This window comes from Methanococcoides seepicolus, from assembly GCF_023684405.1.
Classification (GTDB): domain Archaea; phylum Halobacteriota; class Methanosarcinia; order Methanosarcinales; family Methanosarcinaceae; genus Methanococcoides; species Methanococcoides seepicolus.
In genome coordinates this window covers 24806-41982 of record NZ_JAGSOI010000016.1, presented here as the reverse complement: position 1 = coordinate 41982, position 17177 = coordinate 24806, and the positions used below count along the sequence as shown (strand labels likewise).

Here is a 17177-nt window from a genome sequence, read left to right as displayed (position 1 = left end):
TAATACGTTTACCTTTGATCTGATAAGTTCCATTACCTACAACATTACCTTTTCCAGTAAGGCCATAGTATTCACAGTCTTCATTAGGACAAGCAACATCATTAAATTTTGGTTTTGGTCCCCGTTTCCCCATGATATATATGTATATGATTCACATTACATAATATCAACTAAATATTGATGGACTACCATAAAAGTATAAGCTCAAATAATAAGAAAAAAGAGAAGTAAGTAAAGTGGGAGGAGAAATGTTACAGATATAGATCTGTAACTAATTTAAGTCGTTTTTCAATAGTACTCAATTCTGGAGTACGATCTCAATACTGATATCTTTTGGAACATTAATTCTCATGAGCTGTCTAAGTGCACGCTCATCAGCTGCAATGTCAATAAGTCTTTTGTGGACACGCATTTCCCAGTGGTCCCATGTTGCTGTACCGTCGCCACTAGGGCTCTTCCTTACAGGAACTACCAACTTCTTTGTTGGAAGTGGAACTGGACCGGATATGCTTACTCCAGTGCGGTTTGCAATGGCTTTCACCTGGTCGCAAACACCATCGAGGTTTACAGGACTTGTGCCTGATAATCGTATTCTTGCTTTCTGTGCCATGTTTTTCTCCTATTAAAAAAAAAGAGAAAGAGTGTTATTTCTTCTGTGTAACACTCATACACATACCGGCAGCGATCGTCATACCCATATCACGGATAGCGAATCTGCCGAGCTGTGGAATCTCACTTACAGGCTCAATACACATTGGCCTTGTTGGCTTGATTGTAACGATAGCTGCATCTCCAGCCTTGATGTAGGTTGGGTTCTCTTCCTTGACCTGACCGCTCTTTGGATCCAACTTCTTGTTGATGGCCATGAGAGTACATGCAGTCTGAGCTGTGTGGCAGTGGAATACAGGAGTGTATCCGACTGTGATAGCGGATGGGTGCTGAAGGACAACGATCTGTCCGGTGAACTCTTCAGCTACCGATGGTGGCTTTTCTGCAGGACCACATACGTCACCTCTCCTGACGTCGTTCTTTCCAATACCTCTTACGTTCCAACCGATGTTGTCACCAGGTACAGCCTGATCCCATTCTTCGTGGTGCATCTCAATTGACTTGACCTCACCAGTTGCGCCGCTTGGCATGAAGGTGACCTTCTGGCCCTTCTTCATGATACCGGTCTCTACCCTACCTACTGGAACGGTACCGATGCCGGAAATGGTGTATGCATCCTGTACTGGGATACGGAGTGGAAGTGTGTCTGGCTTACTTGGCACAGTAAGATTGTTGAGGCACTCAAGCAATGCAGGACCAGTGTACCATGGAGTGTTCGCGCTTGATTTTGTTATGTTGTCGCCTTCGAATGCGGAGGTTGGAATGAATGGGACATCCTCTGCCTTGAATCCTACCATACCGAGGAGCTGTGATACTTCTTTCTTTACCTCGTTGTATCTGTCCTCGCTGTATTCAGCTGCGTCCATCTTGTTAATAGCAACGATAAGCTGGTTGATACCAAGGGTCCTTGAAAGGAAAACGTGCTCCTTTGTCTGGGCCATTACACCGTCAGGTGCTGCAACTACAAGAACAGCTGCATCTGCCTGGGAAGCACCGGTGATCATGTTCTTTACGAAGTCACGGTGACCTGGACAGTCCACTACTGTAAAGTAGTACTTGTCGGTGTCGAATCTCTTGTGTGAGATATCGATGGTAACTCCTCTCTCACGCTCTTCCTTGAGTGTATCCATGACCCATGCGAATGCGAAGGATTCCTTACCCTTCTCTTTTGCTTCTGCCTTATATTTCTCGATAAGGTGTGCAGGTACTGCGCCTGTCTCGAACATCAACCTTCCGACAAATGTTGATTTACCGTGGTCAACGTGTCCGATAACTGCTAAGTTCATATGTGGTTTCTCAGCCATGATAATATTCTCCTTTATTTTTAATTGGTATAATCTGTAATTTTGAGCATAATGGTTGTTTCTACTCTTAAACCTTTCCAGCGAATTGTCTCAAGCAGAAAAAAAGATGGATTGATATCCACCTTACAAGCTCATAAAGTCTTCTGCCTGTGGCAAAGCTGCTTTGAGTCCTTTTCGCTTGCGGATGCCTGTAACAACTTCAGCCATGAGGCTCATTGGGAGTGGTTCGAAACCTGCGAACTCTGTACTCCACATTGCACGGCCTTCTGTTGCGGATCTGATATCACCAGCGAATCCGAACAACTCTGAAACTGGTGCTTTGGACTCGATGATGGTTGTGTCACCTTCGGAAGTCATGTCTATAATGACACCGCGACGACCCTGGATCTCCTTGGTTGCTCCACCCATCTGCTCCTGTGGGACCTGGATGAATACCTTCTGATATGGTTCAAAGAGCGTATCATCAGCCATAAGCATTGCAGCCTGGATTGCCTGTCTTGATGCAGGAATTACCTGTGCAGGACCTCTGTGGACAGCATCCTCGTGGAGTTTTGCATCCATGAGCTTTACTTTGACACCCATGCATGGTTCCTTGGAAAGTGGTCCAGCCTTCATGACCTCGGTGAATCCCTCAAGGATAAGCTCCATTGTTTCGTTCAGGTACTGAATACCCTTTGTCATATCGAAGTAAGCATTGCTCTCGAAGATATTTACGATCTTCTTTGCTTCATCCTTATTAAGACCTGCTGCCATGAGCTTCTCCCTTCTCTCAACTTCAGGCATCCTCATGGAGATCTCGTCATTGCGTATAAGCTCACGGACTTCTGGCTCCAGTGGCTCGACGATAACATAGAATCTGTTGTGCCTGTTAGGGGATTTACCTTCCACAGGACCAGCTGTACCTACGATCGTCTCACGATATACGACAAGCGGAGGTGTTGTTGTGATCTCCACACCTTTGTCACGCTCGATCCTGTGAGCAATGACCTCAAGGTGAAGTTCACCCATACCAGCCATTAAGTGCTCACCGGTCTCTTCATCAAGAGTGATCTTGAGTGTTGGGTCTTCCTTAGCGACCTGGCGAAGAACTTCAACGAGCTTTGGAAGGTCCTTCATGTGCTTTGCTTCGACCGCAACAGTAACTACAGGTTCACTTGCGTGCTTGATACTCTCGAAAGGCTCCATGCCTTCAAGTGTGGTTACTGTGGCACCTACAAATGCATCCCTGAGACCTGTTACCGCTGCAATGTTACCTGCAGGGATCGCATCAACTTCAAGTCTCTCAGGGCCCATGAAAACACCGACCTGCTGGATTCTGTTCGTCTTTGATGCGCCTGAAACGTAAACTTCCATACCACGGGAAAGTGAACCGCTGAAAAGTCTACCTGTTGAAACTTCTCCTGCGTGTGGGTCCATGGTAATATCAGTTACCATGAAAGCAACATCTCCTGTGGCATCTGCAACAGACATCTGCTTACCGATACCGGACTCACGATCACCATGCCAGATAGCTCCGACCCTGCCCTTCTGTGCATCGATAGGACTTGGAAGGAATCTGATAACCATATCGTTAACTGCTTCGTGGAGTGGACATTTCTCTGCAAGTGCCTTCATGTCTTCTTCACGGCAGTAATTGAAAACGTCACTAAAGCTTACACCGGTCTTCTTCATCATAGGGACACTGATAGCCCAGTTATAAAGAGCGGAACCGAATGCTACAGTACCCTCAGCTGCATTTACCTTCCAGCCTGCGTTGTAGCGCTCTTCGTTCATACCTTTGATAAGCTTGTTTACGTGATCGATGAGCTTTCCGAGCCTGATCTGCATCTCCTGATCATCGACCTGCAACTCGTTGATAAGACGGTCTACCTTGTTAATGAAAAGTACCGGCCTTACGTGCTCTTTCAGTGCCTGTCTCAGAACGGTCTCGGTCTGAGGCATTGTACCTTCAACAGCATCGATGACAACTACTGCACCATCTACTGCACGCATTGCACGGGTAACGTCGCCACCAAAGTCAACGTGACCTGGTGTATCAATAAGATTGATAAGATATTCCTTGTCCTCATATTCGTGCACCATTGACACGTTAGCGGAGTCGATTGTGATACCTCTTTCCTGCTCCTCTGCGTCAGAATCCATGAACAACTGGCGACCTGCGAGCTCCTTAGAGATCATCCCAGCGCCTGCGAGGAGGTTATCTGAAAGAGTTGTTTTTCCGTGATCGATGTGAGCTACAATACCGATGTTCCTAATCATTACTGGATCGCTCATCAGCGCTGTAACACGCTCAACCATTTTCTTCCTTCGTCCCATGATAAAACCTACAATTGAATATTATATAAAATAAAAAAGCAACACGGTTAACGTGCTGCCTTTGCGACTCTTTCCTTTCCATCCTTCCTGTTGATGGAGTAGCTCTTTGCATCACGGTTAGAAGCTGCGATGAGCTCAGATGCAAGGCATTCTGCTGCAGTGCGCTTTGATTTGAAAGCTGCCTGATTAGAACCTATTGAGATATTTCTCAATGCATGGTCAACACGCCTCTGTGGAGCTGTGTCAACTGCCTTTGGTACAGATATACCACCGTATTTAAGTCTGACAACTTCTTCCCTTGGGCCTGCATTTGAAATAGCTTCCACGAGAACCTGAACAGGATTCTTCTTTGTCTTCGAGTTAACGATATCTAAAGCCTCATCCACAATACGAAGAGCAATCTGCTTCTTACCGGTGTTCTGTGCATTACGCATTACATTGTTCACAAGACGCTCGACGATTGTAATGTCGGACTTGTTGAACTGCTGCCTTGCGTGTTTACCTGATGTATGTGGCACGATAACAGGATCTAGGTTGACATATCTCTTGATACCAGCGTCAGCAACTTCGACCTCTGTAAGGTCCCACTTTCCGAATAACTTGTACATGGAATTATCTCCTTGGTTTTTCCTTTCTGCCAATGACCATTTCTCTCAATGATACATTGTTCACAGCAATGACCTTGAAGCGCACGCCAGGGATATCACCCATTGCACCACCCATACGGCCACCTATTCTTTCTACGGTCACTTCATCGTGCTCATCAATAAAATTGATAGCACCATCACCAGGACAGAAAGCTGTTGCCTGACGACCGTTTTTGATCAACTGGATCCTAACACATTTCCTGATAGCGGAGTTAGGCTGTTTTGCCTCGACACCCACTTTCTCAAGTACTATTCCACGACCCTGTGGCGCACCACTTAGAGGGTCAGATTTAATGTCCAGACCTAAGGTACGCCTGCTGTAGTTGGTGTCTTTCCACCTAGCGTCTTTGCGAACCTGCTGAAGTCTGTGAGCTGCATACTTTCCATTTGGCATATATTATCCTCCCAATTAATTTTCCGTAAATTTTCGTAAATAAATCAGTTGAATTAGATAATTTGTGTGAACAAAAGTTCACTGTAAGATAACATCATCGATATAGTGATGGCGACCTACCACCCTTTTTATCTTATCGATATTGCTTCCGTTACGCCCTATAGCAAGCCCTTTTTCATTTGCTGCCACATCCACATAGGCAATTTTCTTATCGCCTTTACTGGATATCCTGACGGACTTAACAGACACAGTACCGAAAGCATTCTTTATAAATGTAACCGGTTCGGCCGAATATTCGATGAGTTCAATGTGTTTGTCAACGGACTTTTTAACCCGATTGAGATTATCCCCACATTTACCAATAGCTGCACCCATGTCACCAGTATTTACGACATAGATGATCCTATCATCATCGACAATGCAATCCTTAATAGAAGCGTGAGTCACACTTTCAAACAGTGCAATGTATCTGATACATTCTGTTGAAAGTCTGATCTCGCCCAAATAAACAACTCCTGACTTAGATCCCTGCAAGTATATCGGATTCGCCTGCATCCATGATCGCCATGGTAGCAATGGTAAATGGCTTACCGCATGCAGGACCGAGATCGACACCGGTACCAGCATAATCTAAAATAGGTACGCTGGTTGCCTCGATCTGCTCTCTTATGTTTGCAGGGCAGTTGGATGCAAGAACTACCATCTTTGCTTCATTTTTAACTGCTGCCTCAATAGTGCGGTTCGCACCCATGATAACAGTACCTGTCCTGATAACTTTGATAAGTGCTTTATCAATATTAATATCCATTTTACATCAACCCATCTATATTGTCAATTTGAGATTTGTATTCTAATATCTGAATCCTTATATCTACTTTCTGGTTGCAACCTAATGCTCTTAAAGGTCTTTGAGAGGATTTCTTGCAACCAGGTGAACATCACCAGTACCGAGCTTGATCGGCTGACCGACAATAATGTTCTCAGTAACACCATTAAGCTCATCGATATCACCGCGCATACCAGCATCAAGCAAGTGATTAACAGTAACCTCGAACGCTGCACGGGCAAACACACTGGCCTTCTCACCGGAAATACCGTGACGACCGATCTGCTTTACCTCTCCATCACAGGTCATGATGTCTGACACAAGCATGAGGTGGCGGATATCCACAGTAAGACCCTGCTCACGCAGAGTGTCACTGGCTTCCTTAATGATGGCAAAACGAGCAGCCTCAATACCGAACACTTCATAGATCTCACCAATATTGTTAGTAGAAGTCCTTGAAAGGTCTATACCTTCGACTTCGAGAATTTCCTTGAGCATTGAGCCTTCAGTATAAAGAGTGTATTCTTCACCATCTTTTCTGATGACTACCCTCTTGATACCCTCAATACCTTTCAAAGTGATACCATGAATGTTCTTGGCAAGCTGGAGCAGATCCCTGTACAAAGGTTCCTTCGGGATCACAATGATCTGATTTGCAACCTCACTGGGGATCTTTACCTTTACACCAAGACCAGCTTCAAGCTTTTCAGCAATGGCCTCAACGCCAATGCCCCTCTGCAAAAGAATCTTCTCATTAAGATCGAGGATAAGGTTCATGTTAGCAAGATCGGTCGTAACGTCCGCCAGATGCTCGATATGAGTAGCTTCGATCTCCCATGCGACCTTCCTTGCGAATTCCCTGTCTGCAGCATACTCTTTGACAAGAGCAACGGTCATCATAGGAGTACTTGGAGTCTTCCTTGCATCCACGATCTCGATAAGACGTGGCAAACCCAACGTAACGTTGATCTCAGCCACACCAGCGTAGTGGAAAGTACGCATGGTCATCTGAGTACCAGGTTCACCAATGGACTGTGCAGAGACCACACCAACCGCTTCACAGGGCTCAACACATGCATACTCATAGTCTGCCATGACACGTTCGATGATCACTTCCATTTCTTTTTTCGTGACACCGACATCCACTACATCCTTTCTTAACGTAGCAAGTGTCGTCTTTGGAAGCGGAAGACCGCTTATCATAGAATCGATAGTAGCTTCACTGATGGACATTATGCCACCTCCTTACCTGTAACAGACCTGACAACACGGTGTATTGCCTCCGGCTTACTGTAATCACTCTTTGTGGAGTCGATACCATCTTCACCGTACTTGAATTGTACAATGACACCTCTCGTCTCGCGCACAGAACCATCATACTGCACCTCAAGATCCTGCAACGCATTCACAAGACGCCTCTGAAGGTAACCTGACTGGGAAGTACGGACCGCAGTATCCACAAGACCTTCACGACCACCAATTGCGTGGAAGAAATACTCAGTCGGATTCAATCCGCTCTTGTAACTTGCCTTCACGAAACCGTGAGCATCTGCACCAAGGTCACCCTTATCGAAGTGAGGGAGGGTCCTTCCTGCATATCCTCTCCTGATACGCTCACCACGAACCGCCTGCTGACCTACACAAGCCGCCATCTGGGTCAAGTTCAAAATAGAACCACGAGCACCAGACCTTGCCATTATAACCGCAGAGTTCTCAAGACCAAGACTCTGGTCAGCCATCCCACCAGTGTCATCTCTTGCCTTACCCAGGGTCTGCATGATCCTCATTTCAATGGTCTCATCAAGGGTCCTGCCCGGCAAAGCTTCAAGCTCCTTGTTCTCATACGCCTGAACAAGTTCAGCTACCTCTTTTTCAGCATCCTGTAGCCTTATAGCAATGCCTTCCTTGGCCTCTAGCGGAATATCCTCATCACTGATACCAAAGCTCAGACCTGTGTGCATCACACCTCTGATAGCAAGCCTTGTGAAATCATCTACGAACTGTGCACCTGCAGTGGTACCGAATTCTTTAACGACCTTATCAAGAACACGTCCTTTGAACGCACCAATAGCCTGCTCATCGATAGTACCTTTGATCAGCTCACCATCTTCGATGACAACATAAGCATCGTACTCACAGTCCCCTTTCTTACAGGTATCACACTTGAAACATACCTGCGCAGGGAACTCGACATAAAGTCCCTTAGGAAGGATCTGACTGAAGATCTGCTTTCCGTCCCAATAAGGCTCACCATCTTCAAGATGACCAGCAGGCTCTGGAAGCACACGCAATTCAGACTTACGGAGAAGCTCCAGTGCATCGTTCTTACTAATGAACTTTTGATTCCTTGTCAAAAGGAACAGACCGGAAATGTGATCGTGGATACCACCGATGATAGGACCACCGAAACGCGGGGAAAGGATGTTTTCCTGAACCTGCATAAGGATACTGGCCTCTGCACGTGACTCTTCTGTCTGAAGAACGTGCATGTTCATCTCATCACCATCAAAATCAGCATTGTATGGCGGACATACAGCCGGATTGAGCTTGAAGGTCTTATTAGGAAGTACCTTTACGCGATGAGCCATGATACTCATCTTGTGCAATGAAGGCTGCCTGTTGAACAGCACGATATCTCCATCCTGCATCTGCCTTTCAATGGTCCATCCAGGCTCGAGCTTCTCAAGAAGTTCTTCTTTGTTGATATCGGTGACCTTGATACGACGTTCATCATCACGGATAACATAATTCGCACCCGGATGAACTTCGCGTCCACGGCGGACATATTCCCGCATAAGGTCAAGGTTCTTTGAAATGACCCTTACAGGAATTGTCATATGTTGTGCAATAGAAAGGGGAACACCGACTTCATTGATACTAAGGTTGGGATCAGGAGATACCACAGTACGTGCAGAGAAGTTCACACGCTTACCTGACAGACTTCCTCTGAAACGTCCTTCCTTACCCTTAAGACGCTGGGTCAAGGTCTTCAGCGGCCTTCCTGACCTGTGCCTGGCAGGAGGTACACCTGAAACCTCATTATCGAAATAAGTTGTAAGGTGATATTGCAAAAGCTCCCAAAGGTCCTCAATGATAAGCTGAGGAGCACCAGCATCCCTATTTTCCTGGAAACGCTGGTTGATACGAATGATATCCACAAGCTTGTGGGTCAGATCATCCTCACTGCGCTGACCGGATTCAAGCGTGATGGATGGCCTCACAGTGACCGGAGGTACCGGAAGAACTGTAAGGATCATCCATTCAGGACGGGCAGTATCAGGGTTCATCCCCATTACACGGATATCATCATCCGAGATGTTCTCGAACCTGTCCCTTATCTCGGTAGGGGTCAGCTTATGACCATTCTCAATGTACTCACTTGGCTTCTCGAACTTTATATCGAGCTGCTCCTCATTACAGTAAGGGCAGGTCTTTGACTTCCTTGCTTCCTTGAAGACATTATTGATAACATCATCAGGAAGGTGACCCATATCCTTCTGCCTGGACAGCTGTTCAAGGAAGTCCCTCTTCTTGCCTTCCTCAAGCAGAAGGGAACTGCACTTGCAACAGACCGAACGTAAGATCTTACGAAGGATCTTATTGAAACCAACGTGGATAACAGGTGCCACAAGTTCGATATGCCCGAAGTGACCAGGGCATTCACCAGCACGGCTTCCACAGGACTTACATTTAAGTCCAGGATCGATCACACCAAGACGCAGGTCCATAAGACCCATGTCTATCGGATAACCGTCATCATCATAGGTATCCGCAGTTATGATCGATGTAACGCTCATTTTACGTACTTCGCGCGGAGAGATCAAACCGAATTTGATCGCACCGATCCTTTTTGGTATTGAAGGTACCATATTGTCCATCTGCATTATTATCACACCGCATCATCAAGTCTAAGTCTTGGAGCAACCCCAAGGGATTTGATCTCATCAAGAAGCAACTTGAACGCATAGCTCATTTCCACCGGGTGAATGTCCGTTTCAGCACCACAGTTCGAACAGTATCTGATATTACGTGTCCTGTCAAAGGTTGCCACCATACCACAGTGTCCACATACGAGTTCTACGACCTTATCAGACTCATCGAGAAGCCTTTCCTTCAAGGTCATCGCAGCACCGTGTCCGATCAGTACATCTCTTTCCATTTCACCAAACCTAAGACCTCCTTCACGAGCACGTCCCTCAGTTGGCTGACGGGTCAATACCTGCACAGGACCTCTGGACCTTGCATGGATCTTTGATGCAACCATGTGGTGGAGCTTCTGGTAAAGGATAACACCAACGAAAACATCTGCCTGGATCTTCTTACCGGTAACCCCATCACAGAACACCTCTTTTCCTGTGTGCGAGAAACCATTTTTCTGAAGCCCTGCACGGATACCATCCTCCTTATCACCGGAGAATGCAGTACCCCTCATACGCTGACCTTCAATAGAACCAAGTTTCCCACCGATCATTTCCAGAACGTGGGCAACGGTCATACGTGAAGGGATAGCGTGAGGATTAATAACAAGATCAGGGACCATACCCAGTTCTGTAAATGGCATATCATGATATGGAACTATCAAACCGATAACTCCCTTCTGACCGTGTCTTGATGCGAACTTGTCACCGATCTCAGGAATCCTCTCATCCCTTATCTTCACCTTTGCAAGCCTTGTACCATTGATAGACTCAGTAAGAATAACAGTATCAACGATACCTTTCTCGTTAGAGCGCATCGTGATCGCACTTTCCCTGCGCTGTTCAATGGTTATACCAAAGTCAGACTGCTCTTCAAGGAACCTTGGAGGACTTGTCTTACCGATAAGCACATCATTTGGACCTACAACGGTCTCAGGGTTCACAAGACCATCAATATCGAGGTTTGCATATGCTTCTGCACTACGGGCACCCCTGAACTCAGAATCCGGTATCTCGAACTTGTCTTCCTGGCCACCAGGATAACGGCGTTCTTCACCTTCAAAGGTTCTCAGGAAGTGGCTTCTTCCAAGACCCCTCTCAATGGAACCTTTATTGAAAACCAGTGCATCCTCAATATTATGCCCTTCGTAGGACATGACAGCGACAACGAAGTTCTGTCCAGCCGGACGGTCATCGAAATGGATAGCATCACAGGTCTGAGTACGCGTCATTGCCTTCTGCGGATAGTGAAGTACATGCGCACGTGTATCAGGCCTGAGTTTCAGGTTGGATGAAGAAACCCCGATACACTGCTTGATCATAGCTGCACCCATGGTGTTCCTCGGAGAAGCATTGTGCTCCGGATATGGGACCATACCAGTACAGATACCAAGCATTAGGGAGGGGTCTATCTCAAGATGGGTGTGTTTAGGAGTAAGGTCCTTTTCATAAAGACCAATGAACACATTCTCTTCCTCCTCAGCATCCAGATATTCAACAAAACCCATATTCAAGATATCACGGAACGAGATCTCGCCATCCCGGAGCTTTTCGATATGTTCCTCAGTGATCAGCGGAACACCATCTTCAACAACGAGGGCAGGCCTTCTTGCACGACCCATATCAGAGCTTATGATTAATTCGTGAATATCCTCATAAAGAGTTACATTCAACTGATCAGGCAACATACCACTGCGGCGCTGCCCCCTTATACTCTCGACAAGCTCTACCGGATCATCGTGAGTTCCGATAAATTCCCCATCGAGGAAGACTTTTGCTTCAGTCATTCTTGCACCTCCGTCTCATCGCCGCCCACGGGATCGGCATTTTCATCCATGTACTTATGATAATCAACAACGTTGGGCCCAGACTCTGCCTTGGTTTCAACCTTTACAGCAGGTCCTTCGCCCTCATCATGAGGAGTCAATTCCAGGTCTTCCTCATAATCAACATCGGCAGCCAATTCCAAGATAATTTCCGGAACGTAGATTTCCACAGGAGTTACACCAAGTCCGTAAATGATATTCTTAACAACTTCCTTATCCTCTATACCAGTAGAAAGCTCGACCATCTGGGCAAAGTTCTTCACCAGACCACAATTTGGACCTTCGGGAGTCTCTGAAGGACAAAGGCGTCCCCATTGAGTAGGATGCAGATCACGAGCCTCAAAGTGAGGCTGTGCCCTTGAAAGTGGAGAAATGACACGCCTTAAGTGAGAAAGAGTTGAGATGTAATCCGTGCGGTCAAGCAACTGAGATACACCACTTCTACCGCCTACCCAGTTACCTGTGGCAAGGGGGTGCTGAAGACGATCTGTAAGAACATCCGCACGCACAAGTGTCGCTACGTTCAATTCCCTGTTCCTCATGTTAGCCCTTTCAAGCTGGTATTTTACATCACGTGCAAGACGGTTGAAAGCTACCCTGAAAAGATCTTCCATAAGGTCACCGGTCAACTTAAGCCTCTTGTTGGAGTAGTGGTCCTTATCATCATCTGAGCGCCTTTTAAGAGCAAGCTCGAAACATGACTCTGCCATCCTACCAAGGAAATGTGCCTTTGGTATTCTGTCAGCAGGATCGTTGCCAAGGTGCGGAAGAAGATAACGGTCGATCACATAGTTCGCACGCTTCATCTGGTATTCCCTTGCCTGCCCGGAAGCCACGCGACCACCGATCTTCTCAATAGCATCTTCTATTGTGAAGACCTCTGCCTCTTCGAGGTTCTCGAACATGAACTTCATGATCTCAGGATCGGTCGAAACGATCTTTGCGACATCTTCATCGGTCTCAACACCCAGAGCACGCATCAATGTAATGAAGTTGACACGTCCGGATATAGATGGGAATGAGATCTCCAAAAGGGATTTCCTGCCTCTTTCCACAACTACCAGTGCCCTGTAACCTCTCCTCTGAGAGAACACCTTTGAAACTTCGATGGAGTCACCGTAACGCTCACCGAGCTCAGTAAGGATCTTGTTAGGGGCAAGGTCCTCAAGTGTCATCACGACACGTTCAGTACCATTTACAATAAAATATCCCCCAGGATCAAGCGGATCCTCACCATGTTGGATCATTTCGGCATCGCTTATGCCAACAAGGTTACAGATCTCCGATTTGATCATTACAGGAAGCTGGCCGACCTTTGCCTCCCTTGGCTCTCCTTCCTCACCATTCTGTACAACAGACATTTCCAGGAAAAGAGGAGCAGAATAAGAAAGGTTACGCAACCTTGCCTCGTTTGGATACAATTTCTCAATTGCACCATCTGCTTCCTTTACTACTGGATGTTCCACCCTTATCTTACCAAGTTTGACATAGATATCCTCGAGATCGGTCTCGATTATACCTTGTTCATTAATGATCTTCTGAAGACCATGTTTGACAAACTTGTCATAAGAGTCAATGTGATGCTGCACAATCTTGTCCTTTGTGAAATAGGCTTCTGATAATACGCTCGTGTCTAACGCGATGATAGCACCCTCTTTTAGTTAATTGGATTTTAGAAAGAAAAATTAGTGGAATTAACGGTCACTGCGACCACATAGGCGGTCACAGTATCAACTCGGTCGAATGCACCCTCGAAACAATGCATTAAAAAGCAACCAAAATAAGTGGATAAAGAATAAACAAGATATTTCAAATATTAAAACCTCGTTTCACTCTATTACATATCTGTAATACAGTGCTTCACCTGCAGTCTGGCTTTTGCGAATAACCTTCACAACATTGCCAGGCTCCGCACCAATCTCTTGTGCGATAGGATCTGTTACTTTCAACTTTGGTAACTGTTCCCTTTCAACATTATAATGTGTCAGGACAGTTTTCAGATCATCCTCATCCATAATTTCATGATGGGGGATTAATTCGTGGTCAAGCAGGCTGAACTTACTCAAATTTACTCCTCCTAAAAAATATGCAAGCAATATATCCATGAATTGCTGGCGGGCTTGTAGGGATTTGAACCCTAGACCGTCTGGTTAAAAGCCAGACGCTCTGCCTGACTAAGCTACAAGCCCACGGTGACTACTGCACTGGCACCATAAATGCCGCCTCATACAGCGAGGTAACAAGGGAACACTACTATATAAGCATACCGGTTACACATCGTGCATATTTTTTGAGTGAACGTGCTCAATCCACACGTACAAAATACATATTGAAATATAAATGAAAGAGGTATGAAATTGTCAATACATATTTATAGGATTATTTTCACTTTTTACAAAGTTAACCCTTTTTTCACATGGAATTATTGAACATTCTGCCCTTATCAATATCAAGCGCATTTATCAGACCGCTAACGCACTAATCAGATCTTTGCAAAGTACTATTCAGCCTGAATAACAACTTACAGATAAAGTTGCACCAATACCCGCAAAGAGAGTTAGCATATTGCATTCTCGGGATTTCCATTATATGCCTCTCATTATATAAGCTTTGACCCCGAAAATCACCAACCAATGACTTGAATGCATCAAAAAAGAAGATATATACACTGAAATTTTAAATTTTGAACATACCGATCAAACGATAAAAAGAAAAAAACAATTAAAAAAATAATTACAGGACAATTATGTCCCGCACTCCCATCCTTCCATATATTCGGTCTGATGAGGTTCAAGTTCATCAATTTCAATGCCCATTGATTTCAATTTCAGTTCAGCAACATACATATCAAGATCATGCGGTACAGGATGTACACCATTCTCAAGCTTGTTCTCAGCAATATATTTGACACATAGTGCCTGATTTGCAAAGCTCATATCCATGACCTCTGCCGGATGACCATCACCCGCTGCAAGATTAACAAGTCTGCCATCTGCAAGAACGTTAATTCTCTTACCCGCAACATTGTACTCCTTGATATTCTTCCTGACCGCCCTTACAGAACTGGCCATGGCAGTCAGCTCTTCAAGATTGATCTCCACATTGAAGTGACCTGAATTTGCAAGAATTGCACCATCTTTCATTACCTCAAAGTGCTTCTTTGAAAGGATATCGACATTACCCGTAGTTGTGACGAATATATCACCATACTTTGCAGCCTCGGCCATGGACATGACCCGGTGACCATCCATACGAGCCTCAAGTGCACGAATAGGGTCGATCTCTGTCACAATGACATCCGCACCAAGTCCTGAAGCACGCATTGCAACACCCTTACCACACCAGCCATATCCACCGATAACAACGGTCTTTCCAGCAACCAGAAGATTGGTGGTCCTCATGATACCATCCCATGCTGACTGACCTGTACCATACCTATTATCGAAAAGGAATTTTGTCATTGCATCGTTTACCGCAACAACTGGCATCTTCAATGCACCATCTTTCTCCATTGCCTTGAGTCTGTGAATACCGGTCGTGGTCTCTTCACAGCCACCAAGGATCCCTGGGAGCAGATCTGTGCGCTCGGTGTGAAGCTTGAAGATAAGGTCGGCACCATCATCAATAGTGATATCAGGCTTCATATCGAGCACTTTATCGATAGCCTCATAATATTCATCACTGCAGCAATCATACTTTGCATAACATTTGATATTATCACGCGTATTGAGAGCTGCTGAAACATCATCCTGTGTGCTCAACGGATTGCAACCTGTAATGGCAACTTCAGCACCACCGATAGCAAGTGCCTCCACAAGAGCGGCGGTCTTTGCTTCGACATGCAACGCCATTGCGATCTTATGTCCTTTCAAAGGCTGTTCACGTTCGAAGCTCTCACGAATGATAGAAAGAACAGGCATGTGACTGCGCACCCACCCGATCTTCATATCACCGGATTCTATCAAATCTTTATCACTCATATTTAGATCTCCAGTATAAATTCAAATATTGTATAACAAAACGGACCCGCATCAGTTCTTGGCATCGACCCTTGACACCAGATCGGAAGCCGCCTCTTTAGCATCATCGATGATCTTCTGCTCGTCCATGCAAAGCACCTTATGATCATCCATGAGAACCTTACCATTGACAATAGAAGTCCTCACATCACTTCCGCCTGCCGAATATACCAATTGTGAAGGCACATCGAACAACGGAGTCAGGTGGGATCTGTTCATGTCAACAATTATAACATCTGCATTATAACCTTTCCTCAACATCCCACCCTTAATATCAAGTGCCTTTGCCCCATTGATAGTGGCCATCTCAAGCACCTTCCTTGCAGGAAGTGCAGTTGGGTCCATGGTATCCACCTTTTGCAACAATGTGGCAGTTTTCATCTCATCGAACATATCGAGATTATTATTAGAAGCACAACCATCAGTACCAAGACAGACATTTGCATCCCTATCAAGCAATTTCGTCACCGGTGCGACACCTGATGCCAGCTTCATATTGCTCACCGGATTATGCGAGATATTGACATTATTGTTGGCCAGGATGTCCATGTCCCCATCAGAAAGCCAGACACAATGTGCCGCAAGAACATCAGGTCCAAAGAAATCGATACTATCCAGCATATTGACAGAGCACATACCGTACTGTTCCTTCATCTGGTTCAGTTCAGCCTCGGTCTCAAGCACATGAATATGTATCTTAGCATTATCTGCAACAGCCTGTTCTTTTACTTTAATGAGGAAATCCTTTGAACAGGTATTGGGTGCATGCGGACCATACATTGCAGAGATCCTCCCGTCTGCCTTTCCATTCCACTCGTTCACAAACCCTTTACCTTTCTTAAGTTCGTTCTTCCCCTTTTCAGCATCCCCCAGTTCGATCATGCCGTAGGAAAGAGCAGCCCTTAGGCCTGAAGACTCCACGACCTTACCGACCTCTTCCATGAAGAAGTACATATCCGCAAAGGCCACGGTTCCGCTTTTGATCATTTCCAGACATGCAAGGTTCGTACCCGCGACCACGTCTGACGCAGTAAGCTCAGCTTCTGCCGGCCATATATGGTCCTGAAGCCATGACGCAAGCGGAAGATCGTCTGCATAACCCCTGAAAAGCGTCATGCCTGCATGGGTATGTGTATTAACGAAACCCGGCATAACGACGCCGCCACGTGCATCGATAACAGTATCTGCTGTCGCTTCAGTTGACTCGGCAACCTCGACTATACTGCCATCATCTATAACCACAACCCCGTTTTTAAGGTCCCCTAACTCAGGGTCCATTGTCAGAACATTACCGTTCTTAATTATAATATCCGCCATAT

Annotated in this window: 14 protein-coding genes, 1 tRNA gene and 1 pseudogene; all 16 read right to left on the bottom strand. The window is 45.7% G+C overall.

The features are described from left to right. Positions 1 to 133: pseudogene (locus tag KDK67_RS14655) on the bottom strand (IS1 family transposase); the annotation flags it as partial. 165 nt (positions 134 to 298) lie between these two features. Next, the gene (gene rpsJ / locus KDK67_RS05780; RefSeq protein ID WP_250867885.1) at positions 299 to 610 is read right to left on the bottom strand and encodes a 30S ribosomal protein S10; all 312 of its coding nucleotides are present in this window, start codon (positions 608 to 610) and stop codon (positions 299 to 301) included. A gap of 34 nt (positions 611 to 644) precedes the next feature. After that, positions 645 to 1916, bottom strand: coding sequence for a translation elongation factor EF-1 subunit alpha (tuf, locus tag KDK67_RS05775; RefSeq protein ID WP_250867889.1), 1272 nt, complete (start codon positions 1914 to 1916; stop codon positions 645 to 647). Between the two features lie 120 nt (positions 1917 to 2036). Then, positions 2037 to 4229, bottom strand: a complete 2193-nt coding sequence (locus KDK67_RS05770) for an elongation factor EF-2 (RefSeq protein ID WP_250867884.1) — start codon at positions 4227 to 4229, stop codon at positions 2037 to 2039. Between the two features lie 47 nt (positions 4230 to 4276). Further along, the gene (locus KDK67_RS05765) at positions 4277 to 4837 is read right to left on the bottom strand and encodes a 30S ribosomal protein S7 (protein WP_250867883.1); all 561 of its coding nucleotides are present in this window, start codon (positions 4835 to 4837) and stop codon (positions 4277 to 4279) included. 4 nt (positions 4838 to 4841) lie between these two features. Next, positions 4842 to 5270, bottom strand: coding sequence for a 30S ribosomal protein S12 (locus KDK67_RS05760; RefSeq protein WP_250867882.1), 429 nt, complete (start codon positions 5268 to 5270; stop codon positions 4842 to 4844). Positions 5271 to 5348: 78 nt separating this feature from the next. Next, positions 5349 to 5774 carry a NusA-like transcription termination signal-binding factor gene (locus KDK67_RS05755; protein WP_250867881.1) on the bottom strand — a complete coding sequence of 142 codons (426 nt, stop codon included), beginning with the start codon at positions 5772 to 5774 and terminating at the stop codon, positions 5349 to 5351. 16 nt (positions 5775 to 5790) lie between these two features. Continuing rightward, entirely contained in the window at positions 5791 to 6078 is a 288-nt protein-coding gene (locus KDK67_RS05750) for a 50S ribosomal protein L30e (protein WP_250867880.1), read from the bottom strand. 90 nt (positions 6079 to 6168) lie between these two features. After that, a complete protein-coding gene (gene rpoA2 / locus KDK67_RS05745) occupies positions 6169 to 7299 on the bottom strand; it encodes a DNA-directed RNA polymerase subunit A'' (protein ID WP_420846922.1) in 1131 nt (376 codons plus the stop codon). 29 nt (positions 7300 to 7328) lie between these two features. Next, positions 7329 to 9974, bottom strand: coding sequence for a DNA-directed RNA polymerase subunit A' (locus tag KDK67_RS05740; protein WP_250867888.1), 2646 nt, complete (start codon positions 9972 to 9974; stop codon positions 7329 to 7331). Positions 9975 to 9985: 11 nt separating this feature from the next. Beyond that, on the bottom strand, positions 9986 to 11800 hold the full coding sequence (gene rpoB / locus KDK67_RS05735) for a DNA-directed RNA polymerase subunit B (RefSeq protein ID WP_250867878.1): 1815 nt from the start codon (positions 11798 to 11800) through the stop codon (positions 9986 to 9988). Further along, positions 11797 to 13428: a DNA-directed RNA polymerase subunit B'' gene (locus KDK67_RS05730; RefSeq protein ID WP_250867877.1), complete on the bottom strand. Its 1632-nt coding sequence runs from the start codon at positions 13426 to 13428 to the stop codon at positions 11797 to 11799. Before KDK67_RS05730 ends, rpoB begins: the two co-directional genes overlap by 4 nt. A gap of 240 nt (positions 13429 to 13668) precedes the next feature. Continuing rightward, on the bottom strand, positions 13669 to 13905 hold the full coding sequence (locus tag KDK67_RS05725) for a DNA-directed RNA polymerase subunit H (RefSeq protein WP_172368762.1): 237 nt from the start codon (positions 13903 to 13905) through the stop codon (positions 13669 to 13671). 46 nt (positions 13906 to 13951) lie between these two features. Beyond that, positions 13952 to 14028: transfer RNA gene (locus tag KDK67_RS05720), tRNA-Lys, on the bottom strand. Between the two features lie 555 nt (positions 14029 to 14583). Continuing rightward, entirely contained in the window at positions 14584 to 15819 is a 1236-nt protein-coding gene (locus KDK67_RS05715) for an adenosylhomocysteinase (RefSeq protein ID WP_250867876.1), read from the bottom strand. Between the two features lie 51 nt (positions 15820 to 15870). Then, on the bottom strand, positions 15871 to 17175 hold the full coding sequence (locus tag KDK67_RS05710; protein WP_250867875.1) for an amidohydrolase family protein: 1305 nt from the start codon (positions 17173 to 17175) through the stop codon (positions 15871 to 15873). Positions 17176 to 17177: the final 2 nt, after the last annotated feature.

What these genes read in the sequence shown, in the direction of transcription:
- rpoA2 (WP_420846922.1), bottom strand. Translation starts at nt 7,299, where the DNA reads ATGATAAGCGGTCTTCCGCTTCCAAAGACGACACTTGCTACGTTAAGA.
- KDK67_RS05765 (WP_250867883.1), bottom strand. Translation starts at nt 4,837, where the DNA reads ATGTACAAGTTATTCGGAAAGTGGGACCTTACAGAGGTCGAAGTTGCT.
- KDK67_RS05740 (WP_250867888.1), bottom strand. Translation starts at nt 9,974, where the DNA reads ATGGACAATATGGTACCTTCAATACCAAAAAGGATCGGTGCGATCAAA.
- KDK67_RS05715 (WP_250867876.1), bottom strand. Translation starts at nt 15,819, where the DNA reads ATGAGTGATAAAGATTTGATAGAATCCGGTGATATGAAGATCGGGTGG.
- KDK67_RS05750 (WP_250867880.1), bottom strand. Translation starts at nt 6,078, where the DNA reads ATGGATATTAATATTGATAAAGCACTTATCAAAGTTATCAGGACAGGT.
- KDK67_RS05710 (WP_250867875.1), bottom strand. Translation starts at nt 17,175, where the DNA reads ATGGCGGATATTATAATTAAGAACGGTAATGTTCTGACAATGGACCCT.
- rpoB (WP_250867878.1), bottom strand. Translation starts at nt 11,800, where the DNA reads ATGACTGAAGCAAAAGTCTTCCTCGATGGGGAATTTATCGGAACTCAC.
- KDK67_RS05770 (WP_250867884.1), bottom strand. Translation starts at nt 4,229, where the DNA reads ATGGGACGAAGGAAGAAAATGGTTGAGCGTGTTACAGCGCTGATGAGC.
- KDK67_RS05760 (WP_250867882.1), bottom strand. Translation starts at nt 5,270, where the DNA reads ATGCCAAATGGAAAGTATGCAGCTCACAGACTTCAGCAGGTTCGCAAA.
- rpsJ (WP_250867885.1), bottom strand. Translation starts at nt 610, where the DNA reads ATGGCACAGAAAGCAAGAATACGATTATCAGGCACAAGTCCTGTAAAC.